The sequence below is a fragment of the Variovorax sp. DAIF25 genome (genome assembly GCF_050711835.1).
Lineage (GTDB): Bacteria > Pseudomonadota > Gammaproteobacteria > Burkholderiales > Burkholderiaceae_C > Variovorax.
This window is the reverse complement of sequence record NZ_CP136637.1, coordinates 763,329-789,207: the sequence shown is the minus strand read 5'-3', so window position 1 is coordinate 789,207 and position 25,879 is coordinate 763,329. Positions and strand designations below refer to the sequence as shown.

The following is a 25,879-nucleotide window of genomic DNA, read 5'->3' as shown; positions in this document are numbered from 1 at the left end:
GCCGGTGAAGAAAGGAAAACGAAAAAAGAGGTTCAGGCGGGCACGCTGTCGGCCGCCACGCCGAGCTCGGCCAGCAGCGCCTCGCGCAGCGCCGTGGCATCGGGATGCGTGCGCCTGGCATTGGCCTCGGGCGACACGGCATATTCGCTCGCGATCGCGCCGTCGCGCATCACGAGCACGCGGTCGGCCAGCGCCACCGCCTCGTCGACGTCGTGCGTGACCAGCAGCACGCCGGGCCGGTGGCGGCGCACGAGTTCCTTCACCAGGCCATGCATGCGGATGCGCGTGAGCGCGTCGAGCGCGGCGAAGGGTTCGTCGAGCAGCAGCAGCCGGGGCTCTCGCACCAGCGCGCGCGCCAGCGCCACGCGCTGCGCCTGGCCGCCCGAGAGGTTGCGCGGCCAGTCGTCGAGCCGGTCGCCGAGGCCGACCTCGGCCAACGCAGCTTGAGCGAGTGCCTTGCCGGTGGCCTCGTCGAGGCCCAGCGAGACATTGCGCCAGAGCGAATCCCACGGCAGCAGCCGGTGTTCCTGGAACACCACCGCGGGCTGGCGCGGTCCGTCGATGCGCCCGCCGTCGATGGCATCGAGGCCGGCGAGCGCGCGCAGCAGGGTGGTCTTGCCGCAGCCGCTCTCGCCGAGCAGCGCGACGAATTCGCCGCGCGCGATGCGCAGGTCGAGCCCGCCGATCACGGTGCGCTCGCCATAGCGGCGCTGCAGGCCGTGCACGACGACGGCGGGCGCCTCGGGTTGCGATGGCTGCGCGCTCATCGCCGCTCTCCCGCCGCATAGTTGGGATGCCAGGCCAGCAGCCGGCGCTCGAGCAGCCGCGCCACCGCATCCGAGGCCACGCCGATGGTGGCGTAGACCACGATGGTCAGCACGATCACGTCGGTGCGCAGGAACTCGCGCGCATCCATCGCGAGGTAGCCGATGCCCGAGCTGGTGGCGATGGTCTCGGCGATCACCAGCGCGAGCCAGGCCACCGCGAGCGCATAGCGCACGCCCGCGAGGATCGAGGGCAGCGCGCCCGGCAGCACGATGCGCCGGATCAGCGTGGCATTGCTCAGGCCCGTCACGCGGCCGAGCTCGAGCAGCTTGGGGTCGACCTGCCGGATGCCCAGCACGGTGTTGATGTAGATCGGGAACATCACGCCCAGCGACACCAGGAAGATCTTGCCGCCCTCGTCCACGCCGAACCAGACGATCACCAGTGGCAGCATGGCGAGGAAGGGAATGGCGCGGATCATCTGGATGCTGCGGTCGAACAGCGCCTCGGCCAGCCGCGAGAAGCCCACCACCGTGCCGAGCGCGAAGCCGATCGAGCCGCCGATCACGAAGCCGGTGGCCGCGCGCAGCAGGCTGGTGCCCATGTCGCTGATCAGCCGCCCTTCCTGGATCAGGCCCCAGGCCGTGGCCGCCACCTTGCTGGGCGCGGGCAGCACGTGGATCGAGAGATAGCCGGCGCGCGCCGCCAGCTCCCACACCACCAGCACCAGGGCCGGCACCAGCCAGGAGATCAGCAGCAATTGGTTGCGCGACAGCAGGCGCGGCGCGCGGCGGGGCGGCGGTGGCTTGGCGGCCGGCACGGCAGCAGCAGGTGCCGTGGGCAGCGGGAGGTTGTCGAAGACATGAGACATCGAGGCGAGGCTTTCCATGAGGGGTCCCCGTGAGTCGGGAGCCGGCGCAGGCTAGCGTGCGCCCACCTGCAGGCCAAAGAACAAAAACGGATCAACGTATGCGGATTCCGTGCTTGCATTGCGCGCGCCAGGGCCAAGACTGGGAGCGGCTGTCCCTTGGGCAGCGTGTCTTCCCGTTGGTAACCCCACGCCGCGAGGCGGTTTATTCTTCGCGCCATGACCCTGCTGCTCGACGCCACCTTCCCCCGCACGCTGGTGCAACTGGTCGAACGCTTCGGCGCCAGCCCGGTCACGCGCATCGAAGCCTGGCTGTTCGAGGACGCCCCCATGCGCCGCGCCGCCGAGCAGGCGCTCGCCGCGGCAGGCGTGCAGGCCGTGCTGCGCAGCGCCTACAAGCCGCTCGTGCATTTCTTTCTCGAGGAGTTCGAGGGCGATGGGGCGACGTCGATCGAGGTCCGCACGCCCGCGGGCCAGGGCCAGCGCTTTCGCCTCGAGGCCTATCCGCTGGCCGGCCTGCTCGGCGAGGACGTCGCGCTGCGTTTCGCCGACGGCGAGCTGCCCGGCGAGCACCTCGTGACGGCCGGCGCGCGGCAGTGGCGCGTGTTCGCGCCCAACGACGCCACCGCCTCGCCCTGCGGCTGGCTGCGCGTCTGGGACGGCGACGCGCTGGTGCACGACGCCGCGCTGCCCACCGAGTTCGAGGCCGCCTGCGCGGCCGCGCTCGACGTGGTGCGCGGCCATGCCTGGCCGGACACGCTGCCGCTGTTCGATACGCTCGAGATCGCGATCGCCACCACCGGCATCGAACGCCGGCTGCCCTTCGGCGAGGAGACGATCGACACCTTCGAGGCGCTGCACGAGGACTGCTACTACGGCACGCTCGAGTTCTTCAAGGCGCGCGCCGGCCTCGACGATGCCGACCGCACGCTGCAGCCCGGCCACATCGTGCCGCTGATCTCGCGCAGCGAGGACGACACGCGGGTCACGGTGCGGCTGGCCGCGCATCGGCGGGTCGACCCGCCCGTCGACACCGCCCTGGTGCTCGACAGCGCCGACCGTTCGCTGGCTCCGGTCGAGGTCGAGGCCGCGATGGCGCGCCTGCCCGGCGAGCGCTTCGGCGTGACCTCGTTCCAGGGCCGCCCGGTCGCGGGCCTGCATGTGCGCGGCACGCTGCCGGGCCTGGTGGTCACGGCCGGCCAGCATGCGAACGAGAGCTCGGGCGTGGTCGGCGCCTTGCGCGCGGCGCCGCTGCTCAATGCGCTGCCCGGCGCGCACTATGCGCTGGTCGCGCTCGAGAACCCCGACGGCGCGGCGCTGCATCACCGGCTCCAGCAGACCGACCCCACGCACATGGCGCATGCCGCGCGCTACACCGCGCTGGGCGACGACCTCGAGGCGCGCACGAAGCCGCCGTTCGGCGAGAAGGCGCCGCGGCTCGAGGCGATCGCGCGCACCGGCGCACGCCTGCACCTGAGCCTGCATGGCTACCCGGCGCACGAATGGACGCGCCCGCGCGCCGGCTACGTGCCGCGCGGCAGCGAGCTGTGGACGGTGCCCAAGGGCTTCTTCCTGATCCTGCGCCAGCACCGGGGCCACGACGGCCTGCGCTTCCTCGATGCGCTCACGAAGGAATTGCTCGCGGGTTCGGCCGAGCTGGCCGCGTTCAATGCGCTCCAGCAGCGCATGTGGCATGCCCACGTCGGCGAGCTGCCGTTCGCGCCCATCAACGGCATTCCCTGCATGGTGATCACCGACGAGCGCTCGACCGTGCCGTTCACGCTGATCAGCGAGTTCCCCGACGAGACCGTGCGCGGCGCAGCCTTCCGGCTCGCGCACACGACGCAGATGCGGACCGTGCTGGCGGCGGCGCGGCTCTACTGGGACGGGCTGCTGGATTGAGCGGATGAAAGGCGCGGGAGCGCTCCATGCGCGCTGAGCGAGATAGCTTCTGCGAAAACTTTCGTTAGCCGCGAAGCCCTGAGCTTCGAAGATCGGCGCTGCCCGTGCACGGGCGTTCGCCCGGGCCTGCACGGCCGGCGCCGCGCGCGCCGACTCCTTGTCCTCTCCTCCTGGCGCGGATTCGTCCGCGCGGCTTTCCCACGTTCCTTTCCGTCGTCATGAAGATCTCCCTTGTCCTTGCTTCCCCGCGGTGCGCGTTGCCGCGCATCCTCCAGGCCGGCCTGCTCGCGGCCTGCGGCATGAACCTCGCGCTGGCCGCCGACACGCCGCGCCAGGGCGGCGAGGTGGTCTTCGGCGTCACCACCGATCCGATCTGCTTCAACCCGCACCGCTCGACGCAGCAGAACTCCTACATCCTGATCCGCAACTACATCGACTCGCTGGTCGCCAAGGGCAAGGGCGGCAAGTTCCTGCCCTGGCTGGCGCAGGAATGGAGCGTCTCGTCCGACGGCAAGACCTACGCCTTCAAGCTCAAGCCGGGCCTGCAGTTCCACGACGGCACGCCGCTCGACGCGGCGGCCGTGAAGTTCAACTTCGACTTCGTGCGCGACACGAAGAACACCAATGCCGCCGGCGAACTGCTCAAGGCGGTGGAGCGCGTGCAGGTGGTGTCGGCCAGCGAGGTGCGGCTGCAGCTGGCCCGGCCCGACTCGGGCCTGCTCGAATCGATCGCCAGCGTGCGGCTGGGCCTGATCTCGCCGAAGTCGCTGCAGTCGGGCGACGACCTCTGCGGCGGCGGTCCGGCCATCGCGGGCAGCGGCCCCTTCGTGTTCCAGAACTACGTGCGCGGCCAGTCGGCCGGCTTCGCGCGCAATCCGCGCTACCAGTGGGCGCCCGGCTATGCGGCGCACCAGGGACCGGCCTGGCTGGACCGCGTGACGGTGCGCTTCCTGCCCGAGTACGCGGTGCGCGCGGGCGCGCTGAGTTCGGGCCAGGTCGACGTGATCGAGGGCGTGCAGCCCACCGACGTGGGCCTGTTCAAGGACCAGCCGGGCTTCCAGTTCCTGGTCGGACCCGCGGGCGCGCAGACCTCGTTCACGCTCAACGTCAACTACACGATCCCGCCGGCCACCGACGTGCGCGTGCGCCGCGCGCTGCGCGACGGCGCCGACATCGACGCGCTGGTCAAGAGCGTCTACCGCGGCACCTACCGCCGCGCCTGGTCGAACATCGGCCCCGACAGCTTCTTCTACAACAAGGCGCTCGAGGGCAGCTGGGGCAACAACCCGGCCGCGGCCAACAAGCTGCTCGACGAAGCGGGCTGGACCGGCCGCGACGCCGAGGGCTTCCGCACCAAGGACGGCCAGCGCCTGACCATCGAGGTCGGCTATCCGCAGCCCTTCGTGCGCGACAACCGCGACGTGCTGATCCAGGGCCTGCAGGCGCAGCTGCGCAAGAACCTGGGCTTCGACCTGCGGCTGCGCTTCGTCACCGGCGGCGAGTGGGCGCAGCAGCTGCAGAAGGGCTCGTGGAGCATCTATCCCAACACCTACCTGCCGGCCGACGCGGCGCAGGAGCTGCAGGGCAACATCGGCGAGAGCGGCTTCATCCGCGCGGTGGCCGACAAGGGCGACAGGACGCTGTTCGGCTACATCAACGACGCGCTGGCTTCCACGAATCTCGAGGAGAAGAAGAAGCTGGTCGACGCCGCGCAGCGCCACGCGGTGGACCAGGGCATCATCGTGCCGCTGTTCTCGGCCAACTACCAGCTCGCGGCCAAGAGCCGGGTGCGCGGCCTGTCGTTCGAGACGCAGCTCGACTCGCCGTCGAACTTCCACGACGTGTGGCTGTCGGAGCGCTGAGCCCGTCATGTGGCGACTGGTGATCTCGCGGCTGGGCGCCGGCCTGCTGGTGGCGTGGGGCAGCGCCACCGCGGCCTTCCTGGCCCTGCATGCGCTGCCGGGCCGGGTCGAGGACATCCTGGCCGGCGACCTCGACTACCCGGGCCTGCGCGAGGCCATCGCGGCCGAGTGGGGGCTGGACCGTCCGCTGTGGGAGCAGTACCTGGGCTTCCTGGCGCGCATCGCCAGCGGCGACTTCGGCACCTCGTACGAGCTGCGCCAGCCGGTGGCGCGCGTGGTGATGGCGCAGCTGTGGCCCACGGTCGAGCTCGCGCTCGCGGCCGGCGTGCTGGCGCTGCTGTTCGCGGTGGTGGTGGCCACGCTGACCTCGGGCCGCGGGCGCTTCGCGCGCGCGGCGGCCTCCACGCTGGAGCTGGTGTTCGCCTCCACGCCGGTGTTCTGGCTCGGCATCCTGCTGCTGATGGCCTTCTCGTTCACGCTGCGCTGGTTCCCGGTCTCGGGCGCGGCCGACTGGCGCGCGCTGGTGCTGCCGGCGACCGCGCTGGCGCTGCCGACCGCGGGCCTGCTGGCGCAGGTGCTGCGCGAGGCGATGGAGCGCGCGCTCGAGCAGCCCTTCGTGGTCACGGTGCGCGCGCGCGGCCTGGGCGAGCTGCGGCTGCGCCTGCGGCACGTGCTGCGCCATGCGGCGCTGCCGGTGGTCACGCTCGGCGGCTGGATCATCGGCGGCCTGCTCGGCGGCGCCGTCATCACCGAGAAGGTGTTCGGCCGTCCCGGCCTGGGTACGGTCACGCTCAACGCGGTGCTGAGCCAGGACGCGCCCGTGGTGCTCGCGGTGGTGCTGCTGGCGGCCTTCATCCACGTCGCGGCGTCCACCTTGCTGGACCTGCTCTATGCACTGATCGATCCGAGGCTCAAGGCATCATGACTTCCGCATCCGATACCGTCGCGCTGCCCGCGGGCAGCGCACCCGCGTCGAGCGCGCCGCGCCGGCGCCTGCCGCCGCTCGCGGTGCTGCTGTCGGCGCTGTTCGTCGCGCTGCTGGTGATCGCCACCGTCGCGCCGCGCTGGCTGGCGCCGCTCGATCCGCTCGAGGGCGACTTCCTCGCGGTGTTGCAGCCGCCGGGCGCCGAGCATCCCTTCGGCACCGACCGGCTCGGCCGCGACGTGCTCTCGCGCACCGTGCATGGCGCGCGCTACTCGCTGTTCATCGGCATCGGCGGCACGGCGATCTCGGTGCTGGCCGGCGTGCTGCTGGGCCTGGTGGCGGGGCAGAAGCAATGGCTGCTCGACGAGGGGCTGTCTCGGCTGTTCGACGTGATCTCGTCCTTTCCGGGCGTGCTGCTGGCGATGCTGGTGGTGGTGTTCCTCGGCCCGGGGCTGGCCAACATCGCGCTCGCGGTCGGCATCGCGGGCATTCCGAAGTTCGCGCGCGTGGTGCGCGCGCAGACGCGCATCGTGCGCCAGGCCGACTACGTGACCCATGCCTACATCTACGGCCGCAGCCGCGCCCAGGTGTTCTTCGGCCATCTGCTGCCCAACGTGCTGGTGGCGGTGCCCGTGACCGCCACCGTCTACGTGGGATCGACCGTGCTGGCTGCCTCGGGGCTGAGCTTCCTCGGCCTCGGCCCGCAGCCGCCGACGCCCGAGTGGGGCGTGATGCTGGCCGAGAGCCGCGACGTGCTGCGCGTGGCCTGGTGGCCCGGCGTGTTCCCGGGCGCGGCCATCACGCTCACGGTGATCTCGTTCACCGTGCTCGGCCACCATCTGCAGCGGCACTTCGAGGGGAGGCTGGCGTGAGCGATGTTCCGCTGGTCGACGTCGAGGGCCTCACGGTCCGCTTCGACACGCCCGCGGGCGAGCGCACCGTGGTCGAGGCGCTCGACCTGCGCATCGCGCGCGGCGAATGCGTGGCGCTGGTCGGCGAGTCGGGCTCGGGCAAGAGCGTGACCGCGCGCAGCCTGCTCGCGCTCGCGGGGCCGGGCGCGCGCGTGCATGCGCGCAGGTTCCTGATCGACGGGCGCGATGCGAACCGCTTCGATGCCACCGACTGGCGCCGCCTGCGCGGCACCTTCGCAGGGCTGGTGATGCAGGACGCGCTGGTGTCGCTCGATCCGCTGCGCCCCATCGGCCGCGAGGTCGGCGAGGTGCTCGAGCATCACGGCCTGCTGCGCGGCCGCACGGCGGTGCGCCGGCGCGTGCTGGAAACGCTCGCGCGCGTGGGCATGCCCGATCCCGAACGCCGCATCGGCCAGTACGCGCACCAGCTCTCGGGCGGGTTGCGCCAGCGCGCGCTGATCGCGGCCGCCATCGCGGGCCTGCCGCCGCTGATCGTGGCCGACGAGCCCACCACCGCGCTCGACGCGGCGCTGCAGAAGCAGGTGATCGAGGTGCTGGCCCGGCGCGTGCGCGACGAAGGCTCCGGCCTGCTGCTGATCAGCCATGACCTGTCGGCGGTGGCGGGCATCGCCGACCGCGTGCTGGTGATGCGCCATGGCCGCGTGCTCGAGCAAGGCCCGGTGCGCGACGTGCTGTCGAGCCCGCGCCATGGCTACACCCGGCAGCTGATCGCGGCCGTGCCCTCGACCTCCTCGCGCGGCAGCCGGCTGTCGTCGGCACGCTTCGAGGCGGCGGGCGAGGGCCCCGGGGCACGGCTGCGCATCGTGCGCGAGCCGCTGCCGCCGCGCACGCCCGTGCCGGCCGCGCAGGCGCCGGTGCTCGAGGTCCAGGGCATCGGCAAGCGCTTCGCGGTGCGGCGCGGGCTGGGCCCGCGCGAGGACTTCGTGGCGCTCGAGGACCTGTCGTTCTCGATCGCGGCCGGCGAGGTGCTCGGCCTGGTCGGCGAATCGGGCTCGGGCAAGTCCACCTGCGCCAAGATCGTGCTCGGCCTGCTCGAGCCCGACGCGGGCACGGTGCGGCTGCTGGGCCAGCCGTGGTCGGGCATTTCCGAGGCTGTGCGCCGGCCGCTGCGGCCGCGGCTGCAGTACATCCCGCAGGATCCGCTGAGCAGCTTCGATCCGCGCTACCGCGTGTCGCAGGTGATCGCCGAGAACCTGCAGGGCCTGCCGCGCGCCGAGGTGGGCGCGCGCATCGCGGCGCTGCTGCAGCAGGTGGGTCTGGCGCCCGAACTGGCCGAGCGCTTTCCGCGCTCGCTCTCGGGCGGCCAGCGCCAGCGCGTGGCGATCGCGCGCGCGCTCGCGGCGCAGCCCGCGCTGATCGTCTGCGACGAGCCGGTGTCGGCGCTCGACGTCTCGGTGCAGGCCCAGGTCATCGACCTGATCGCCGAGCTGCAGTCGCGGCTGGGCACGGCGCTGCTGTTCATCTCGCACGACATCAACCTCGTGCGCCATGTGGCCGACCGCGTGCTGGTGCTCAACCGCGGCCGGCTGGTCGAGCAGGGGCCGGTGGAGGAGGTGCTGTCGCGGCCCACGCACGACTACACGCGCTCGCTGCTGGCCGCGGTGCCCGAGCCGCTGGCGGCCTGAAGCAGGCGCTCAGGCCAGCACGTCCACCGTCAGGAATTTCGCGAACCGCGCCGGATCGGTGCTCTTCTTGAGCACCCCCACCTGCTTGAGGTCGACCGCATAGCTCTCGATCTCCTTCGCGAGGTCGAAGCGCCTGGCATGGTGCGTGTAGCCGATGGTCGAGAGGATGCTGCCGAGGTCCTGCTGCGCCACCTTCGGGAACAGCTTGCTCACCGCGCGCCCGGCCTCGTTGGGGTTCTCGGCGATGAAGTCCGCGGCCTGGTGCAGCGATCGCACCACGGCCGCCACCTGCTGCGGATTGCGCTTCACCAGTTCGCCGCGCGCCGCGACGATGCAGCACAGCCGGTCCTTGAAGTCGCCCTTGAGGATGTTGGCGATCTCGAGGTAGGCGCCGGGGTTGCGCTTCTCGATCAGGTAGAGGTTCGGGTCCGAGTCGGCGATGACGTCGATCTCGCCCTTCTTCTGCGCGATGTCGAGCTGGTCGGCCGGGAACACGCGCCACTGCACGTCCTGGTCGGGGTTCACGCCGCGCCGCGCCAGCGCGGTCGAGAAGAACTGGCGGCCATAGCCCGCGGGACTCGAGACACCGATGGTCTTGCCCTTCACGGCCTCGATGCTCGCGATGCCCGAGGTTTTGGGTGCGAGCACGCGGATGCAGCCCGCATGCGCGGTGCCGACCACCTTCACGTCGAAGCCCGCTTCCAGCGGCTTGAGCCAGGCATGGATCAGGCCCAGCGAGATGTCGGCCTTGCCGGTGGCGATCGATTCGAGCACCTGGTCGACCGCGCCCGCGAAGTTGATGATCTCCACCTTCACGTTGTTCTTCGTGAAGTAGCCGAGTTCATTGGCGACCACGATCGGGCTAAGGCACAGGCCGGTGCCGGTCCACGACAGCGTGATCGGCTTGTCGTTGTCGGCGCCCCAGGCACGGCGGCCCAGCAGGCCGAGGCCGGCGGCGCCGAGCGCGGCGGCGGCACCGCGCACCAGCGTGCGGCGGCTCGGCGGAAGCGGGAGGGAAGGCAGCGAAGCGGTCATCGAAGGAACTCCAGGCAGGGTGGCATGCGAAGCCGTCGACCGTATCGGCGGCCCTGCGCCACGGCAACTTCGGAATGCGCATGTGCAAGCACGTCGCAGACGCGCAGCGCGGATCGATCCGCGCCTTCGTCGCGCAGCGAGATTGCTTGTGCGAAAACTTTCCTTTCCCGCCATGGCGCGGCCTTCGAAGATCGGCCGCAGCAAAAAACCGGCAACCGAAAAGAGAAAGTCATGCACACACGCAGTGTTCTTCGCGCCCTCGGCGCACTCGTCCTCGCCTCGACCGCGCTCTGGGCGCAGACCGCGGCCCTCGCCCAATCGCCGACCCTGCGCGTGGGCGTGCGCGGCGGCGTCGACGAGGAGATCTGGGAGGTGGTCACCAAGGTCGCCAAGCGCAACGGCCTCGAGGTCAAGCCGGTGGTCATCACCGGCTCGGCCAGCCCCAACGAGGCGCTCAACAACGGCGACCTCGAGGCCAATTCGTTCCAGCACATCCCCTTCCTCAACGACCAGGTCAAGCAGCGCGGCTACAAGCTGGTCAGCGTGGGCAACACCTACATCTCGCCGATCGCCTTCTATTCGAAGAAGCACAAGGCCTTCAAGGACCTGCCCGACGGCGCCAAGCTCGGCATCCCCGACGACCCGAGCAACCAGACGCGCGCGCTGGTCGTGCTGCGCGACCAGGGCGTGCTCACCTTGCGCGAGGGCTTCGATCCCTTCAAGGGCACCGCCACGCTGGCCGACATCACCGACTACAGGAAGAAGGTGCAGCTGGTGGAGGCCGCCTCGGTGGTGCTCGCGCGCTCGCTCGAGGACGTGGACGCCTCGGCCATCGTCAACACCTTCGCCTACCAGGCCGGCCTGATCGCCACGCGCGACGGCCTTGCGGTCGAGAAGAAGGAGAACAACCCCTACGTCAACATCATCGTGGTGCGCGAGAAGGACAAGAATGCGGCCTGGGTCAAGCCGCTGGTCCAGGCCTACCAGTCGGAGGAAGTGCGCCAGTTCATCCAGACGCGGTACCAGGGTTCGGTACTGCCCGTGTTCTGAGCGCCGCGGCAACGCCGGCATCGGCGCCGGCACCGGCGCCGGCCCACATCGTCTTCGAGCAGGTCTCCAAGAGTTACTCGGGCGCGGCAGGCACGGTGGCGGCGCTCGAGGCGGTCTCGTTCGCCGTCGAGCGCGGCGAGGTCTTCGGCATCATCGGGCGCAGCGGCGCGGGCAAGTCCACGCTGCTGCGCACCATCAATGCGCTCGAGGCCGCGAGCGGCGGCACGGTGCGCGTCGACGGCGTGGACGTGGGCGGCCTCGACGAGGACGGCCTGGTCGCGCTGCGCCGGCGCATCGGCATGATCTTCCAGCACTTCAACCTGCTGTCGGCCAAGACCGTGCGCGACAACGTCGCGCTGCCGCTCAAGGTGGCGGGCGTGGAACCGCGGCGCATCCGCGAGCGCGTGGACGAGCTGCTCGAGCTCGTCGGCCTGGCCGACAAGGCCGAGGCCTGGCCGGCGCAGCTCTCGGGCGGGCAGAAGCAGCGCGTGGGCATCGCGCGCGCGCTGGTGCACCGGCCGCAGATCCTGCTGTGCGACGAGGCGACCTCGGCGCTCGATCCCGAGACCACGCAATCGATCCTCGCGCTGCTGCGCGACATCAACCGGCGCTTCGGCCTCACGGTGGTGTTGATCACGCACGACATGGCGGTGATCCGCGAGGTCTGCGACCGCGTGCTGGTGCTCGACCGTGGCCGCCTCGTCGAGCTCGGCGAGGTGTGGCGCGTGTTCGGCAAGCCGCAGGCCGAGGCCACGCGCGCGCTGCTGCAGCCGTTGCTGCACGACCTGCCGCCCGACCTTGCTGCGGCGCTGGTGCCCGACGTCGAAGGCCTCGAAGGCATCCCTGGCCGGCCAGCCCTGCGAGTGCTGAGCCTGGGCTTCGACGGCGCCGCGCGGCCGCGGGGCCTGCCCTTCGAGGCGCTGGCCGCGCTGGGCCCCGGCGCGACCTGGCTGCACGGCGGGCTCGACCGCATCCGCGGCCATGCGCAGGGCCGGCTGCTGGTGGCCGTGCCGGTGGGCGCGGACCCTTCTTTCGACATCGAAGCCGCGCGCCAGGCGCTCGCGGCCGACCGCATCGAGGTCCTGGGCTATGTCCACGCCGCAGATTGACAAGTACGTCCAGGCCTTCTTCCAGACGCTGCTGATGGTGGGCATCTCGGCCTTCATCGCGATCGCGCTGGGGCTGGTGCTGGCGGTGGTGCTCACGGTGACGGCGCCGCGCAACCTCTATCCGCGGCCGCGCTTCCACAGGGCGCTGTCGATCGCGGTGAACGTCTGCCGCGCGATCCCGTTCATCATCCTGCTGATCGCGCTGCTGCCGGTCACGCGCTTCCTGGTCGGCACCACGCTCGGCACCTGGGCCGCGGTGGTGCCGCTGGCGGCCAACCTGATCCCGTTCTATGCGCGCATCGCGCAGGTCAGCCTCAACGACGTCGACGCCGGCCTGGTCGAGGCCGCGCGCGCCATGGGCTGCCGGCGCTGGCACATCGTGCGCCACGTGCTGCTGCCCGAGGCGCTGCCCGGGATCATCGGCGGCATGACGGTCAGCGTGATCGCGATGGTCAATGCCTCGGCCATGGCGGGCGCGGTGGGCGCGGGTGGCCTCGGCGACCTGGCGATCCGCTACGGCTACGAGCGCTACGAGACGCGCGTGATGTTCGAGGTGATCGTGATCCTGATCGCGCTGGTGTCGGCGATCCAGTTCGTCGGCGAGTGGCTGGCGCGGCGCGTCGACCACCGGCGCTGAACGCGCGGCGCATATCCATGCTCCGGAATGTTCTAAGCGAACGGGGGCCGGCTCGGCATCATGCGTGCAGCCGCCGCGGCAGGCGTCGCCGTTCTCCGATCCCGCGTTCCGGCCCGCCCCCGCTTTCCGCTTCCTCTTCTCCACCGCAGGCCGCCATCCCGTGTCCTCTTCTTCCGCTCCCCAGGGCACGCCATCGGCGGCCGATCCCTTCGCCGAGGACTTCGGCGTCTTCACCGAGCCGGTGCTCGCGCTCGCGAACACCCTGGCCGCCAGCGCCGCCGAGCGCGACCGCGCGGGCGGCACGGCGCTGGCCGAACGCGCGCTGCTGCGCCGCAGCGGCCTGCTCACGCTCGCGATCCCCGCGGCCCATGGCGGCCAGCAGGCGGCCTGGCCGCTGATCTTCCGCATCCTGCGCCGGCTCGCCCAGGCCGACAGCTCGCTCGCGCACCTGTTCGGTTTCCAGCACCTGCAGGTGGCGAGCGTGCTGCTGTTCGGCTCCGAGGCGCAGCAGGCGCGCTTCCTCGGCGAGGCGGTGGAGAAGCGCTGGTTCTGGGGCAATGCGGTGAATGCGCGCGACACCCGGCTGCAGGCGGCGCGCACCGACGACGGCATCGAGATCGACGGCGTGAAGGGCTTCTGCTCGGGCGCCCCGGACTCCGACGTGCTCAACGTCTCGGTGGTGCTCGGCCCCGAGCCCACCGACCGGCTGTTCGCCGTGGTGCCGACCTCGCGCGCGGGCATCACGGTGCTCGGCGACTGGGACAACATGGGCCAGCGCCAGACCGACAGCGGCAACGTCGAGTTCCGGCGCGTGCGCATCGCGCACGACGAGATCCTCGGCCCGCCCGGCGTGGCCTCGAGCCCGCGCGCCACGCTGCGCAACCTGATCGGCCAGATCGTGCTGACCGAGATCTACCTCGGCAATGCCTTCGGCGCATTGCGCGCCGCCATCGAGCACCTGCGCGCCCACACCCAGCCCTGGCCCATGGCCGGCGTGGAGCGCGCCGAGGACGACCGGCTGCTGCAGCTGCGCGCGGGCGAGATGTGGTCCGCGCTGCAGGCCGCCACGGCGCTGTCGAACCAGGCCAACGAGCGCTTCCAGCAGGCCTGGGAGCAGGGCTTCGCGCTCACGGCCGACAGCCGCGGGGCGCTCGCGATCGACGTGGCCGCGGCGCGCACGCAGGCCGCGCGCACGGCGCTGCACGTCACCTCGCAGATCTTCGAGCTGGTGGGCGCGCGCGGCACCGCCTCGAAGCACAACCTCGACCGCTACTGGCGCAACGTGCGCGTGCACACGCTGCACGACCCGCTCGACTACCGGCACCAGGGCATCGGCGCCTGGCTGCTCGCGGGCGACGTGCCGAATCCCTACGGCTACGGCTGAGCCCTCGCGTTCCGTTTTCCTCTCTCTCCCTTCGATCCCATGAGCTCCTCGCATCCCATCGACCGCCGCCGCTTCGGCCTCGGTCTCGCCGCCCTCGCCGGTACCGCCGGCCTGTCCCTGCCGCTGCGCGCGCAGTCGCTCGAGAAGATCGTGGTCGCCGAGAGCCAGGGCTTCAGCTGGGCCATTCCCTACCTGGTGTCCAGCCGCAACCTCTGGAAGAACCACGGCATCGAGGCCACCACCCTGCAGTTCACCTCGGGCCGGCTGGCCTTCGACGCGGCCGTGGCGGGCAAGGCCCAGTTCGCGACCGCCACCGACAGCGTGATCGGCCTGGCCGGCGCGAACGGCGTGCGCGCGGTGATCGTGGCCGAGTTCAGCCGGCTGTCGAGCGGCATGGTGGTGGCGGCGCGCAGCGACCGCGGCATCGCGACCGGCGCGCAGCTCAAGGGCAAGCGCGTGGCGACCACGGTCGGCACCAGCGGCCATTACTTCCTGAGCCGCTTCCTCTCGCTGCACGGCCTCGCGCTCAAGGACGTGACGCTGGTCAACCTGCGCGGCCCCGATGCCGTGACCGCCATCGCCAAGGGCGACATCGATGCCTTCGCCTGGGGCTGGGACGCGGGCCAGAAGGCCATCGCCGACAGCGGCGGCAAGGTCAAGGTGCTCGACGACACGGGGCTGGAGAAGGTGTTCCTGAGCCACTACGTGCTGACCGCGAGCGAATCGCTGGTGCAGTCGCGGCCCAAGCTGGTGGAGGCCGCGGTGCGCAGCCTGCTCGATGCCGAGGCCTTCTACCGCGCCCAGACCGCCGAGGCGATCGCGCTCGTGGCCGAGCGCACCAAGGCCACGGTCGAGACGACGAAGGCCGGGCTCGAGACCGTCTCGGTCGGCGTGCGGCTCGACGAGCGGCTGCTCGACGACCTGGTGCTCAACGCGCAGTGGGCCATCGAGGCCGGCCTCGCGACGCCGCCGAAGGAAGACCTGCGCGCGCTCTACCGCAAGCTGATCTACGCCGATGCGCTGAAGGCCGCGGCGCCCGACCGCGTGCGCCTGGGCTGAGGCCATGGGCGCGAACGACACGGCCCCGCGCGCGATCGTCAGCGTGCGCGATGCGTCCAAGCTCTACGCCTCGTCGAACGGCGAGCTGAACTGGGCCATGACCGACGTCAACCTCGACATCGGCGAGGGCGAGTTCGTCTGCGCCATCGGCCCGAGCGGCTGCGGCAAGACCACGCTGCTCAACGCCATCGCGGGTTTCGTCGAACCCACCACCGGCAGCGTGACGGCCGGCGGCCAGCCCGTGACCGGGCCCGGTGCCGACCGCGGCGTGGTGTTCCAGGAGTACGCGCTGTTCCCCTGGCTCAATGCGCGGCGCAACGTGGAGTTCGGTCTCAAGATGCTGGGCCTGGGCGCCGCCGAGCGCCGCGAGCGCGCCGAGGAGCTGCTCGCGCTCATGGGCCTGTCGCATGCGGCGCGGCGCTATCCCTTCGAGCTCTCGGGCGGCATGCGCCAGCGCGTGGCGGTGGCGCGCGCGCTCGCCACGCGGCCGAAGGTGCTGCTGATGGACGAGCCCTTCGCGGCCATCGACGCGCTCACGCGCGCGAGCCTGCAGCGCGAGCTGCTGCGGCTGTGGCGCGAGCTCGGGCTGTCGGTGTTCTTCATCACCCACAACATCGAGGAGGCGGTGTTCCTCGCGCAGCGCGTGGTGGTGATGAGCCCGCACCCGGGGCGCATCCGCGAGATCGTCGAGGTCGACCTGCCGTATCCGCGCGAGCGCGCCGACCCGGCCTTCGGCGCGGCCTATGCGCGCATCGCGGCGGCCTTCGCGCAGTCGGAAGAGGTGGCCTCGTGAGCGCGGCGCTCGACGACCTGCGCGAGCGCGCCGAGGCGGCGCCGGCCGAGGCATCGCTGTCGCGGCGCGAAGCGCTCGAGCGCGACTTCCGGCGCGACCAGCTCGCGCGGCAGCGGCGCGCGCGCCGGCGCCAACTGCTGCTGGGCGCGGCCGGCATCGTGGCCTTCCTGCTGGCCTGGGAGATCGCGCCGCGCGTCGTGCCCGGCATCAACACCAAGATGTTCCCGCCGCCCTCGCAGGTGGCCGGCGTGCTGCTCGACATGGCCTGGCGCAAGGGCGACATCTGGCCGCACGTGGGCGCGAGCCTGCTGCGCGCGCTCTGGGGCTTCCTGCTCGGCGCCTCGCTCGGCGTGGTGGCCGGCGTGCTGACCGGGCGCAGCACCACCCTGCGCCAGTTCACCGACCCGGTGCTGCACGGCCTGCGCGCCATCCCGGCGATCGCGATCGTGCCGCTGGCCATCGTCTGGTTCGGGCTCGGCGACCTCTCGAAGGTGATGCTCATCGCCTGGGGCGCCTTCTTCCCGGTCTGGGTCAACACCTTCATCGGCGTGCGCGACATTCCCGCCGTCTACCTGCGCTCGGCCGCCGCGCTCGGCGCCAGTCCCTTCGCGGCCATGACGCAGGTGGCGCTGCCGGCCGCGCTGCCCTTCGTGTTCGCGGGGCTGCGCCAGGCCACGGCCGTGTCCTTCGTGGTGCTGGTGGCGGCCGAGCTGGTCGGGGCCGAGCAGGGCCTGGGCTACCTGATCTCGTTCGCGCACCTGGTGTTCCGCGTCGACATCATGTTCGTGGGCCTGCTGTTCCTCGGCGCCATCGGCTTTTTGGCCGACCAGCTGTTCGCCTGGCTGCTGCACCGCCTGTTCCCCTGGTATGGCGCCGATGGCCGCCGCTGAGCTGATCCTGGCCAATGGCCAGGTGCTGACGATGGAACCCGGCGCGGCGCCCGCGCGGGCGGTGGCGCTGGCCGGCGGCCGCGTGCTCGCGGTCGGCAGCGAGGCCGAGGTGGCGCGCACGCGCGCGGCCGGCACGCGCGTCATCGACCTCGGCGGCCGCACCGTGCTGCCCGGCCTCGTCGACGCCCATGCGCACATGGAGCGCGAGGGCCTGAAGACCTTGCGGCCCAGCCTCGCGCATGCCACCTGCATCGCCGACGTGCTGGCGGTGGTCGCGGCCGAGGCCGCGCGCACGCCGCCGGGCCGCTGGATCGTGACCATGCCGGTGGGCCGGCCGCCGTTCTATTTCGGCGGCCCGTCCAACCTGGCCGAACGGCGCATGCCGAACCGGCACGAGCTCGACGCGGTGGCGCCCGATCATCCGGTCTACATCCCGGGTTTGTTCGGCAACTGGGGCGTGCCGCCGGGCCACAGCGCGCTCAACAGCCGCGCGCTGGCGCTGCACCGCATCGACGAGCACACCTGCCCCGACTGCGGCGGGCTGCAGATCGAACTGGGCGACGACGGCCGGCCCAACGGCGTGATCGTCGAGACCAACAAGCGGCCGCTGGTCGAGTTCTCGGTGCTCACGCAGGTGCCGGCCTTCGGCTTCGACGACCGGCTCGAGGGGCTGCGGCGCTCGCTGCCGCTCTACCACGCCTGCGGCACCACCAGCATCTACGAGGGCCACGGCTCCTCGCCCGAGACCATCGCGGTCTATCGCCGGCTGTGGGAGGAGGGCGGGCTCAGCATGCGCACCCGCCTGTGCGTGAGCCCGACCTGGTCGAACGTGGCCGAGGCGCGGCTCGCGATGCGCGACTGGCTCGCGCATGCGCGCGGGCGCGGCAGCGGCGACCCGATGCTCGCCATCGGCGGCATCTACGTCGGCCTGGGCGGCGACCGCGCCGCGGCCCATGCCGTGCGGCGCGCGCTGCCCAACACCGGCTGGATGGGCTTCGTCGAATGGGCCAACCGCATCGAGGACTTCCGCGACTACGCCTGGCTCGCGGCCGAGCACGACCTGCGCGTGCACAGCGTGGTGGTCGACCGGCTGTCCGAGGTGCTCGAGGTGTTCGAGGCCATCGACGCACGCTTCCCGCTCGCGGGCCGGCGCTGGGTGGTGGAGCACGTGGGCTACGTCACGGCCTCCGACATCGAACGCGTGAAGCGGCTGGGCCTGATGGTCACGAGCATCCCGTTCTACATGCTGTGGAAGAACGGCGCGCCGCGGCTGGCCGCGCCCGAACGGCAGGAGGAGTTCCTGCCGCAGCGTGCGCTGCTCGAGGCCGGGCTGCCGCTGGCCGCGGGCAGCGACAACATTCCCGTGAGCCTGTTCACCGCGGTGTGGGCCTCGGTGGCGCGCGAGGAGCGCACCACCGGCCGCGCCATCGGCCCGGGCCAGGCGCTGAGCCGGCTGCAGGCGCTCGAGACCGTGACGCGCAATGGCGCCTTCCTGAGCTTCGAGGAGGACCGCAAGGGCACGCTGGCGCCGGGGCGTTATGCCGACCTCGCGGTGCTCGATGCCGATCCGCTCACGGTGCCGCTGGAGGCGCTGGGGCAGGTGCATGCCGAGCTGACGCTGGTCGGCGGTCGCGCGGTGCACGACAGCGGCGGCTGGCTGGACTGAAGGGTCTCAGCCCGGCATCGCCGACTCGTGCCAGTGGCGCAGCAGCGCGCGCCCCACCGCGCTCACGAGCGCGAAGAACAGAAAGCCCAGCAGCGTGGCCGCGATCACCTCGGCGAACAGCAGCGCCGTGTACATGCGCCCCTGCGCGAACACGATCTGCACGCCGAGTCCGCCCTCGGCATTGCCCGAGCCGATGATGAACTCGCCGACGATGGCGCCGATCACCGACAGCCCCGCCGACACGCGCAGGCCCGCGATGATGTGCGGCAGCGCCGCGGGCAGCTGCAGCTTGCGAAAGGCGGTCCAGCGGCTGCGGTTGTGCAGCGCGAACAGCTCGACCAGGTTGCGCGAGGTGGAGCGCAGCCCCAGCAGCGTGTTGTTGACGATCGGGAACAGCGACATGATCAGGCTGATCACGACCACCGAGCCCTCGTTGTAGCCGAACCAGAGCACGATCAGCGGCGCGATCGCCACCACCGGCACGGTCTGCAGCAGCACCACGTAGGGATAGAGGCTGCGCTCGAGCAGCCGCGACTGGCTCAGCAGCGCCGCCAGCGCGATGCCGCCGACGATGGCGATCAGGAAGCCCAGGCTCGCTTCCTTCAGCGTGCTGAAGGCGGCCATCAGCAGCAGGCCGGCGTTCTCGATGGCGGCCGCGCCCACCTCGAGCGGCGAGGGCAGCAGGTAGCCCTTGCCGCGGTAGACGGTGGCGGTCAGCGCGAACCACAGGCCGATGACGAGCACGGCGACCAGCACGACGGGCCAGGCGTCGCGCGTCCAGCGCGCGGCGATCGAAGAGGAGGTTGGGTTCATGACGCGTCCTTCCTCATGCGAATGCCGCGCGCGGCACGGTCTCGCGCCGCAGCGCGGCCGTCACCTCGCCGGCCAGCCGCGCGAACTCCGCGCTCGCGCGCAACTGCGGCGTGCGCGGAAAGGCGAACGGCACCTCGACGACCTCGACCACGCGGCCCGGCCGCGGCGACATCACGACCACGCGCTTCGAGAGGAACACGGCCTCGTGCACGCTGTGCGTCACCAGCACGCCGGTGAAGCCGGCCTGGCGCCACAGCGCCGACAGCTCCTCCTGCAGCAGCTCGCGCGACAGCTCGTCGACGGCGGCCAGCGGCTCGTCGAGCAGCAGCAGGCCGGGGCGCAGCGCGAGCGCGCGCGCCAGCGACAGCCGCATGCGCATGCCGCCCGAGAGCTGGTGCGGATAGAGCTTCTCCATGCCCGCGAGGCCGACCAGCGCGAGCGCCTCGGCGGCGCGGCGCTGCAGCTCGTCGGGCGCGAGGCCTTCGAGCTCCATCAACAGCTGCGCATTGCGCTCGGCGGTGCGCCAGGGCAGCAGCGCCGGCTCCTGGAACACGAAGGCCCTGGCCGCCTCGGCGCCCGGTGCCAGGCGGCAGCGGCCGGTGCTGGGCGCGACCAGGCCGGCCAGGATGCGCAGCAGCGTCGACTTGCCGCAGCCCGAGGGGCCGACCAGCGAGACGAACTCGCCGGCGCGCAGTTCGAGGTCGATGGGATCGAGCGCCTGCAGGCCGCTGTCGAAGCGCTTGGAGACACCCTCGAGCGCGATCGAGGCGCCGATGCTCATGGCTGGCAACCGGGCACGAGGCCGCGGTCGTAGGCCTGGCGCTCGTCGAAGCCCGCGGGCAGGAAGGCCACGCTGCGCAACTGGCCGGCCAGCTCCTTCCAGCGCGCGTCGTCCATGCAGCCGACGCGGTTGAGGTCGTGCGAGACCAGCGTCTCGATCATCAGCTTGTTGGCGGCGTCGTAGATCTCGGGCGAGATCTGCTTGTTCATGCCGGTCAAGAGCGGCTTGAGGCCCGACGGGTCGCGCACGTAGTTGCGCCAGCCCTGCTGCACCGCGGCGATCGCGGCCTTCACCAGCGCGGGCCTGGTGCGGATCAGCTCGTCGGTGGTGAACAGCACGCTGTAGGGCCGGTAGCCGAGCGAGGCCAGCGTGATCTGCTGCACCGCGAGGCCGCTCGCGGCCATGCGCGCGGGCAGGAACAGCGAGTAGCCCTGCTGCACCATCTTCGGATCGTCGCGGAACAGGCTCAGGTCGCCCGAGACCGGGATCTCGCGCGTATTGGCGAGCTTGTAGCGCTTCTTGGTCCACTCCCAGTAGGCATTGCCGATGTTGACCGCGAAGGTGCGGCCCTGCAGGTCGGCGATGCCCTTGACGGCCGGGTCGGCGTGGTAGACCAGCGTGTAGGGCACGTGGTCGAGGTGCGCGAACACGGCGCGCACCGGCGCGCCGCGCAGCCGCGCGAGCAGCACGTCGTCGGCATTGCCGATGCCGAACTCGGCCTGGCCCGAGGCCACCTGCGGCACGGTCTGGATCTTCGGGCCGCCCTGCAGCACGCTGATGCGGATGCCGGCCTCCTTGCCGAGGCCGTCCTGCTGCGCCTGCCAGTAGCCGGCCTGGTCGGGCTGCGCGAACCAGTTGGAGAGGATGCGCACGTTCTGCACTTCGGGTGCGGCGCTGGCCGCGTGGGCGAAGGGGAGCAGCGCGGCGGCGGCGCACAGCGCGCGGGCGAGGAGGGTGGAGGTTTTCATGGCGCGATCGGTCATCAGGCCCGCAGCCACGGCAGTTGCTCGCGCGTGTAGCGGTAGGTCTTGAACACGCTGTTGAGCCGGCCCGGCCCGGTCTTGCGCGCGGCCTCGTCGGGGTACTCGTCGAACCACGGGATCACGTACTCCCAGACCACCTCGCCCTCGGGCGTGACCTCGAACAGCCGGCCGGTGGCCGACTCGGTGACGTGGGTGTTGCCGTCGGGCAGCCGCTGCGCATTGCCCATGAAGGCGGTGTAGAAGGCGTTGACCATCTCGTCGGCATAGGACCACGCGACCTCGTGGGTCGCAGGATCGATCTCGAGCACGCGCGAGAAGGCCACGTGCGCGCCATGGCGGAAGTTGCCGTTGTCGAACACCAGGATGCGGCCGTTCGGCAGCGCCACCGGCGCATGCTGGTGCGAGACCACGCTCGGCGGAATGTGCAGCCGCACCCGGCCGCTGGCCCTGTCGACGCCGATCACGCCCGAGGTGGTGCGCAGGCTCATGAGCACCAGGCCGTCGGCGTCGACGTCGAGGCCATTGACCAGCGGCCAGTGGTAGCGGCCGAAGCCCGGGTGGATCGGGAAGTCCTCGGGCGCGAGGTGCTCCCAGCACTTCCATTCCCAGACGATCTCGCCGGCGCGGTTCACTTCGCGGATCACGTCGCCGTACATGGTGTCGTCCGTGCCGTGCGCGGTGCCGCCGGGCACGCGGCGCGCGAAGTCGGCGGGCACGGGCGCGCAGGCCGCGTACAGCAGGTTGCCGTTGGGCAGCCACATGGCGTCGTGGTGGTGCGACGGGTCCTCGTAGTGCCAGACCAACTCGCCCTCGGGCGTGAGCTCGCGGAAGTCGCCGCCGTGCCACATCGACCAGGCGGGGTAGCGGTCGGGCGAGTCGGCGTGGTTGCCGTTGTAGCCGAGGTTGCCGTTGTCGAGGATCACGGCATGCCGGCCCGCGCGCACCGGCAGCTTCCATTGGTGGGCCACCTCGCCGTCGATGCCGACCAGGTAGACGTGGCCCCGCGCGGTCTGCGGCGCGATCAGCGTGTAGCCGCCCGCGCTGAGCACGGGATCGTGGGCGATCAGACCGACGCCGCGGCGGCGCTGCGTGACCTGGTCGACGGTGGAGGCGGGACGGGTGCGAGTGTTCAAGACGGGTTCCTCAGTGCGATGGACCCGAATCTAGGTCGCACTGGCCGTCAGGAAAATCTGATTGTTTCGAACGGTGCGTCAGGAAAAAACGTACATTGCCCCGATGCGCGCCATCTCACAGTCCTTCCGCTGCTTCGACGAGGTCGCCCGCCGCGGCTCGATCCGCAAGGCGGCCGAGTCGCTTCACCTCACGGCCGCGGCCGTGCACCAGCAGATCCTCAACCTCGAGGAGCAGGTCGGCGCGCCGCTGTTCGACCGGTTGCCGCGCGGCATGCAGCTCACGACGGCGGGCGAGATCATGATTGCCGCGGTGCGCCGCGGCCAGCGCGACTTCGACAGCGCGCTGAGCCAGGTCGAGGACCTGCGCTCGCTGCGCCGCGGCCACATCAACCTCGCGGTCTCGCACTCCTCGGCCGAGCAACTGGTGCCCGAGGTGATCGAGGCCGCGATGAAGAGCTACCCCGGCCTGACCTACGGCGTGCGCTCGGGCAGCGGCGAGAACATCCTGCGCTGGGTCGCCACCGGCGAGGCCGACATCGGCTACTGCCTGCGCCGCAAGCCGCCGCCGGGCGTGGAGGAGATCGGCGCCTTCGCGCAGCAGCTCGGGCTGGTCACGCCGCCCGGCCATCCGCTCACGGCGCTGGGCAAGCTGCCGCGGCTGCGCGACTGCCTCGAGCATCCGCTGATCCTGATGACGCCCGATACCGAGCTGCGCGCCATGGTCGATCAGATCGACCTGCGCGCGCACCGCCAGACCCGCCCCCTGGTGGAGACCAGCTCGGTCGCGATGGTGCGGCGCCTGGTGGCCGGCGGCACCGGCATCGGCTTCCTGATCGCCGAGAACGTGGTGGAGGACGTGGCGGCCGGCCGCCTGGTGTGGACCGGCCTCGCCGACGCGGGCGCGCGCTCGTTCAGCTGCCTCTACCAGCGCGCGGGCCAGACCACCGCGGTGGCGATGGGCATGTTCCTGCAGTTCCTCGCGCAGGCGATCCAGCAGATCGAGCAGCGCTTCGATCGGCCGGCCGGCGCGCTGGCGCTCGACGCGTTCGCGCAGTAGCGGCGTTCAGCTCTTTCCGACGCGGTAGAAGGTCGGCGGCGGCGTGCCGTTGACCGCGAAGGCGCCGACCTGGCGCTCGCGGTAGACGCGCGGGTTGTGCGAGGAGATGGTGCGCGCGTTGCGCCAGTAGCGGTCCAGCCCGTGTGTGCGCAGCGTGGCAGAGGCGCCGAGCGCGTCGAACAGCTCGGTGCTCGCGTCGAGCACCAGCCGCGTGACGACCGAGACCGCCTGGTCCACCTCCACGTGCGAGGCGGCCGCGGCAGCGGCGCGCGCCTCGTCGGGCAGCGCGCCGTCGAGGTGCGCATCGTGCGCGCGCTGCAGCGCGCCGGCCGCCTGCAGCACGATGGCGCTCGCGCCATAGGCCGCGCTGCGGCCGCGGCCCACCACCTGCAGGATCTGCGGATCGTCGGACACGCGCGCGGCATTGCCGTGGCTGTAGCTGCGGTCGCGCTCGCGCACGCGCTGCGCGAGGTCGTCGCTCGAGGCGCGCGCGATGCCGGCCAGCGAGGCCAGGTGCACGGTCTGGAAGTAGGGCGAGGCGTAGGGGAAGCGCTGCTTGCTCGGGTTGACCCACAGCGGATCGATGGCCACGTCCTCGAAGGTGGCGGTGCCGCTCGCGGTGAGCGCCTGGCCGAAGCCGTCCCAGTCGTCGAGCACCTGCACGCCCGCGGCCTGGCGCGGCACCGAGATCATCGTGGGCTGGCCTTCGTCGTCGTCGGCCACGGCGTTGATCCAGTCGGCGAACAGCGAACCGGTGGTGTAGAACTTGCGCCCGTCGAGCCGCAGCCCGCGCGGCGTGGCGCGCAGCCGGGTCGAGAAGGCGCCGACCTTGGCGTCGCCGGTCTCCGAGAAGCCCGAGCCCACGAGCTCGCCCGCGGCGAGCCGCTCGAGCCAGTGCGCGCGCCACGGCGACTCGGGCGCGAGCAGCACGTCCTCGGTGAAGCCGAAGTGCGCGCGCAGGGCGTTGACCACGTTGGTGTCGGCCGCGCCGAGCTCGGTCAGCAGCGCGAACAACTCGACCAGGCTGGCGTCGGCGCCGCCGCGTTCGACCGGCAGGCGCAGCCGCGCGAAGCCGGCTTCGCGCAGCCAGCCGATCTCCTCGTGCGGCAGTTGGTGCGCGAGATCGCGCGCCACCGCGCCCTCGCGGATGCGCGCGAACACGGCGCGGAACGGCCGCGCGAGTTCGTCGTAGCGCGCGCTGGGCGGTGCGCCCCAGGGATGGTCGATGGCGGAGGTGGGGAGCGTCATGCGGGGGAAGAGAGAAGAGGGGGAGGAGGAGGGGGAAGGCCGGCGCGATTCTGGGTCGCGCAGCGGCCACGCGGAACGAACGATTGCGCACATCCATATGCGGCCCTTCCCATGGCCGCCGCGCATGCCTGCCATGCGCGCGGCGCACCCCGTACGGCGCATAGACGAAGTTCGCAGAAGCACATGCGAAAGTCGAGGTTCACGCGCCGCGCACGGCGCGCAGAATGGTCGCAGCCCTAGTCTGCACACGCGCAGCCCGCCGGCCGCGCCATCCATCCCATGCCCCAAACTCCCCTCAAGATCGTCGCCCTGTCCGGCGGCCTGCAACGCCCCTCGCGCACCCTGGTGCTGGTCGAGGAACTGATCGAAGGCATCGCCCAGGCGATCCCCGTCGAGAGCCGCGTGATCGAGATCGGCAACCTGGTGCCGCAGTTCGGCGCGGTGCTCTACCGCCCGCAATTGCCGGCCGCGGTCGAGGAAGCCCTCGTGGCCCTCGAGTCGGCCGACCTGGTGATCGCCGCCAGCCCCGTGTTCCGCGGCGCCTACAGCGGCCTGTTCAAGCACTTCCTCGACTTCGTGCACCACGATGCGCTGATCGACAAGCCGGTGCTGCTGGCCGCGACCGGCGGCAGCGAACGCCATGCGCTGGTGATCGACCACCAGCTGCGGCCGCTGTTCAGCTTCTTCCAGTCGCACACGCTGCCGATCGGCGTCTACGCCACCGACCGCGATTTCGAGAACTACCAGGTGCGCAGCGAACTGCTGCGCGCGCGCATCGCGCTGGCGGTCGCGCGCGCGCTGCCGGTGCTGCGGCAATTGCAGCCGCAGGCCGAGCGCGCCGCCGCGCCGCGGCCGCAGCTGCACGCCGTGGCCTGAAGCCGGGCCACGCCCGGCAGGAGGTCAATGCACCTTCGGGAAGCCGTGGCGCTCGGCCAGCAGCGCGAGGATGCGGCGCGTGTCGGTCACGAAGCGCAAGGCGCCGAGCGACTGCGCGTCGGCCGGTGCCGGCGGCTCGTCGCCGAACACCAGCACCGGCAGGCTCTGGTGTGCCTCGTCGAGCACCGCCACCACGGCCGCGCGCGGGCGCGGGAACGGCAGCCGGTGCACCTCGAGGCGCGCGGCCTGCTCGGGCGCCGAGGCCAGCAGCCCCTCGATGGGCAGGCCGTCGGGGCAGACGAAGGCATCGCCCGGGTGCTTGTCGTCGGTGAAGCCTGCCTCGAGCAGGAAGAGTCGGTCGCGGCTCATGCGAGAAATCCTTTGGAAGTCGGTGAAATGAAGAACCCAACGATGGAGCGAAGCCGCTCGCGGGCGAACGAAGAAAAGCACATGTGCATATCCGCATCGCGCGCTTGCGTTCCGGCG

24 protein-coding genes are annotated in these 25,879 nt (G+C 71.6%); 15 read left to right on the top strand and 9 right to left on the bottom strand.

The genetic code is table 11. The annotated features are described in order from the left end of the window. Positions 1-32: 32 nt before the first annotated feature. Both R0232_RS37750 and R0232_RS37745 read right to left on the bottom strand, forming a co-directional pair. Positions 33-767 carry an ABC transporter ATP-binding protein gene (locus R0232_RS37750; RefSeq protein WP_057591211.1) on the bottom strand — a complete coding sequence of 245 codons (735 nt, stop codon included), beginning with the start codon at positions 765-767 and terminating at the stop codon, positions 33-35. After that, positions 764-1,636, bottom strand: a complete 873-nt coding sequence (locus R0232_RS37745; protein WP_431514649.1) for an ABC transporter permease subunit — start codon at positions 1,634-1,636, stop codon at positions 764-766. Before R0232_RS37745 ends, R0232_RS37750 begins: the two co-directional genes overlap by 4 nt. 216 nt (positions 1,637-1,852) lie before the next feature. On the opposite strand from R0232_RS37745, the gene R0232_RS37740 reads away from it, so the two are divergent. The 5 genes from R0232_RS37740 (at position 1,853) to R0232_RS37720 (ending at position 8,879) form a co-directional block, all read left to right on the top strand. Further along, positions 1,853-3,535 carry a hypothetical protein gene (locus tag R0232_RS37740; protein ID WP_431514308.1) on the top strand — a complete coding sequence of 561 codons (1,683 nt, stop codon included), beginning with the start codon at positions 1,853-1,855 and terminating at the stop codon, positions 3,533-3,535. 257 nt (positions 3,536-3,792) lie between these two features. Continuing rightward, positions 3,793-5,397, top strand: a complete 1,605-nt coding sequence (locus tag R0232_RS37735) for an ABC transporter substrate-binding protein (protein WP_431514307.1) — start codon at positions 3,793-3,795, stop codon at positions 5,395-5,397. Positions 5,398-5,404: 7 nt separating this feature from the next. After that, the gene (locus R0232_RS37730; RefSeq protein ID WP_093352605.1) at positions 5,405-6,322 is read left to right on the top strand and encodes an ABC transporter permease; all 918 of its coding nucleotides are present in this window, start codon (positions 5,405-5,407) and stop codon (positions 6,320-6,322) included. Beyond that, positions 6,319-7,194 (top strand): ABC transporter permease, encoded by an 876-nt coding sequence (locus R0232_RS37725; protein ID WP_431514306.1) that lies wholly within the window; start codon positions 6,319-6,321, stop codon positions 7,192-7,194. Before R0232_RS37730 ends, R0232_RS37725 begins: the two co-directional genes overlap by 4 nt. After that, the gene (locus R0232_RS37720) at positions 7,191-8,879 is read left to right on the top strand and encodes a dipeptide ABC transporter ATP-binding protein (protein ID WP_431514305.1); all 1,689 of its coding nucleotides are present in this window, start codon (positions 7,191-7,193) and stop codon (positions 8,877-8,879) included. The genes R0232_RS37725 and R0232_RS37720 overlap by 4 nt, the downstream gene beginning before the upstream one ends. A gap of 9 nt (positions 8,880-8,888) precedes the next feature. Here R0232_RS37720 and R0232_RS37715 read toward each other — a convergent pair whose 3' ends face one another. Then, entirely contained in the window at positions 8,889-9,914 is a 1,026-nt protein-coding gene (locus tag R0232_RS37715; RefSeq protein WP_261211131.1) for an ABC transporter substrate-binding protein, read from the bottom strand. Between the two features lie 231 nt (positions 9,915-10,145). Between R0232_RS37715 and R0232_RS37710 the strand changes: the two genes are divergently transcribed. The 8 genes from R0232_RS37710 (at position 10,146) to R0232_RS37675 (ending at position 18,502) form a co-directional block, all read left to right on the top strand. Further along, positions 10,146-10,964, top strand: coding sequence for a MetQ/NlpA family ABC transporter substrate-binding protein (locus R0232_RS37710; protein WP_431514304.1), 819 nt, complete (start codon positions 10,146-10,148; stop codon positions 10,962-10,964). Beyond that, on the top strand, positions 10,961-12,073 hold the full coding sequence (locus R0232_RS37705) for a methionine ABC transporter ATP-binding protein (RefSeq protein ID WP_431514648.1): 1,113 nt from the start codon (positions 10,961-10,963) through the stop codon (positions 12,071-12,073). Before R0232_RS37710 ends, R0232_RS37705 begins: the two co-directional genes overlap by 4 nt. Continuing rightward, on the top strand, positions 12,054-12,710 hold the full coding sequence (locus R0232_RS37700) for a methionine ABC transporter permease (protein WP_296727092.1): 657 nt from the start codon (positions 12,054-12,056) through the stop codon (positions 12,708-12,710). Before R0232_RS37705 ends, R0232_RS37700 begins: the two co-directional genes overlap by 20 nt. 160 nt (positions 12,711-12,870) lie before the next feature. Beyond that, the gene (locus R0232_RS37695; RefSeq protein ID WP_431514303.1) at positions 12,871-14,094 is read left to right on the top strand and encodes an acyl-CoA dehydrogenase family protein; all 1,224 of its coding nucleotides are present in this window, start codon (positions 12,871-12,873) and stop codon (positions 14,092-14,094) included. A gap of 39 nt (positions 14,095-14,133) precedes the next feature. Continuing rightward, positions 14,134-15,153: an ABC transporter substrate-binding protein gene (locus tag R0232_RS37690; protein ID WP_431514302.1), complete on the top strand. Its 1,020-nt coding sequence runs from the start codon at positions 14,134-14,136 to the stop codon at positions 15,151-15,153. A 4-nt stretch (positions 15,154-15,157) separates the two neighbouring features. After that, on the top strand, positions 15,158-15,946 hold the full coding sequence (locus R0232_RS37685; RefSeq protein ID WP_431514301.1) for an ABC transporter ATP-binding protein: 789 nt from the start codon (positions 15,158-15,160) through the stop codon (positions 15,944-15,946). Then, positions 15,943-16,836 carry an ABC transporter permease gene (locus tag R0232_RS37680; RefSeq protein ID WP_431514300.1) on the top strand — a complete coding sequence of 298 codons (894 nt, stop codon included), beginning with the start codon at positions 15,943-15,945 and terminating at the stop codon, positions 16,834-16,836. The genes R0232_RS37685 and R0232_RS37680 overlap by 4 nt, the downstream gene beginning before the upstream one ends. Continuing rightward, positions 16,823-18,502 (top strand): amidohydrolase, encoded by a 1,680-nt coding sequence (locus tag R0232_RS37675; RefSeq protein WP_431514299.1) that lies wholly within the window; start codon positions 16,823-16,825, stop codon positions 18,500-18,502. The genes R0232_RS37680 and R0232_RS37675 overlap by 14 nt, the downstream gene beginning before the upstream one ends. A gap of 6 nt (positions 18,503-18,508) precedes the next feature. On the opposite strand, the gene R0232_RS37670 is transcribed toward R0232_RS37675, so the two are convergent. Genes R0232_RS37670 through R0232_RS37655 form a run of 4 tightly spaced genes read right to left on the bottom strand, consistent with a single transcriptional unit; the run spans position 18,509 to position 22,212 of the window. Then, positions 18,509-19,315 (bottom strand): ABC transporter permease, encoded by an 807-nt coding sequence (locus tag R0232_RS37670; RefSeq protein ID WP_431514298.1) that lies wholly within the window; start codon positions 19,313-19,315, stop codon positions 18,509-18,511. A gap of 13 nt (positions 19,316-19,328) precedes the next feature. Beyond that, positions 19,329-20,096, bottom strand: coding sequence for an ABC transporter ATP-binding protein (locus R0232_RS37665; protein WP_431514297.1), 768 nt, complete (start codon positions 20,094-20,096; stop codon positions 19,329-19,331). Next, positions 20,093-21,064: an ABC transporter substrate-binding protein gene (locus tag R0232_RS37660; RefSeq protein ID WP_431514296.1), complete on the bottom strand. Its 972-nt coding sequence runs from the start codon at positions 21,062-21,064 to the stop codon at positions 20,093-20,095. Before R0232_RS37660 ends, R0232_RS37665 begins: the two co-directional genes overlap by 4 nt. A 14-nt stretch (positions 21,065-21,078) precedes the next feature. Next, on the bottom strand, positions 21,079-22,212 hold the full coding sequence (locus tag R0232_RS37655) for an aryl-sulfate sulfotransferase (protein ID WP_431514295.1): 1,134 nt from the start codon (positions 22,210-22,212) through the stop codon (positions 21,079-21,081). 103 nt (positions 22,213-22,315) lie between these two features. On the opposite strand from R0232_RS37655, the gene R0232_RS37650 reads away from it, so the two are divergent. Further along, positions 22,316-23,269 (top strand): LysR family transcriptional regulator, encoded by a 954-nt coding sequence (locus R0232_RS37650; RefSeq protein WP_431514294.1) that lies wholly within the window; start codon positions 22,316-22,318, stop codon positions 23,267-23,269. Positions 23,270-23,275: 6 nt separating this feature from the next. Here R0232_RS37650 and R0232_RS37645 read toward each other — a convergent pair whose 3' ends face one another. Beyond that, the gene (locus tag R0232_RS37645) at positions 23,276-24,517 is read right to left on the bottom strand and encodes an acyl-CoA dehydrogenase family protein (protein ID WP_431514293.1); all 1,242 of its coding nucleotides are present in this window, start codon (positions 24,515-24,517) and stop codon (positions 23,276-23,278) included. Between the two features lie 279 nt (positions 24,518-24,796). Here R0232_RS37645 and msuE point away from each other — a divergent pair, with 279 nt between their 5' ends. Next, a complete protein-coding gene (gene msuE / locus R0232_RS37640) occupies positions 24,797-25,393 on the top strand; it encodes an FMN reductase (protein ID WP_431514292.1) in 597 nt (198 codons plus the stop codon). Between the two features lie 24 nt (positions 25,394-25,417). Here the strand turns inward: msuE and R0232_RS37635 are convergent, their stop codons facing one another. Beyond that, positions 25,418-25,762: a DUF3088 domain-containing protein gene (locus R0232_RS37635; RefSeq protein ID WP_057591200.1), complete on the bottom strand. Its 345-nt coding sequence runs from the start codon at positions 25,760-25,762 to the stop codon at positions 25,418-25,420. Positions 25,763-25,879 lie beyond the last annotated feature (117 nt).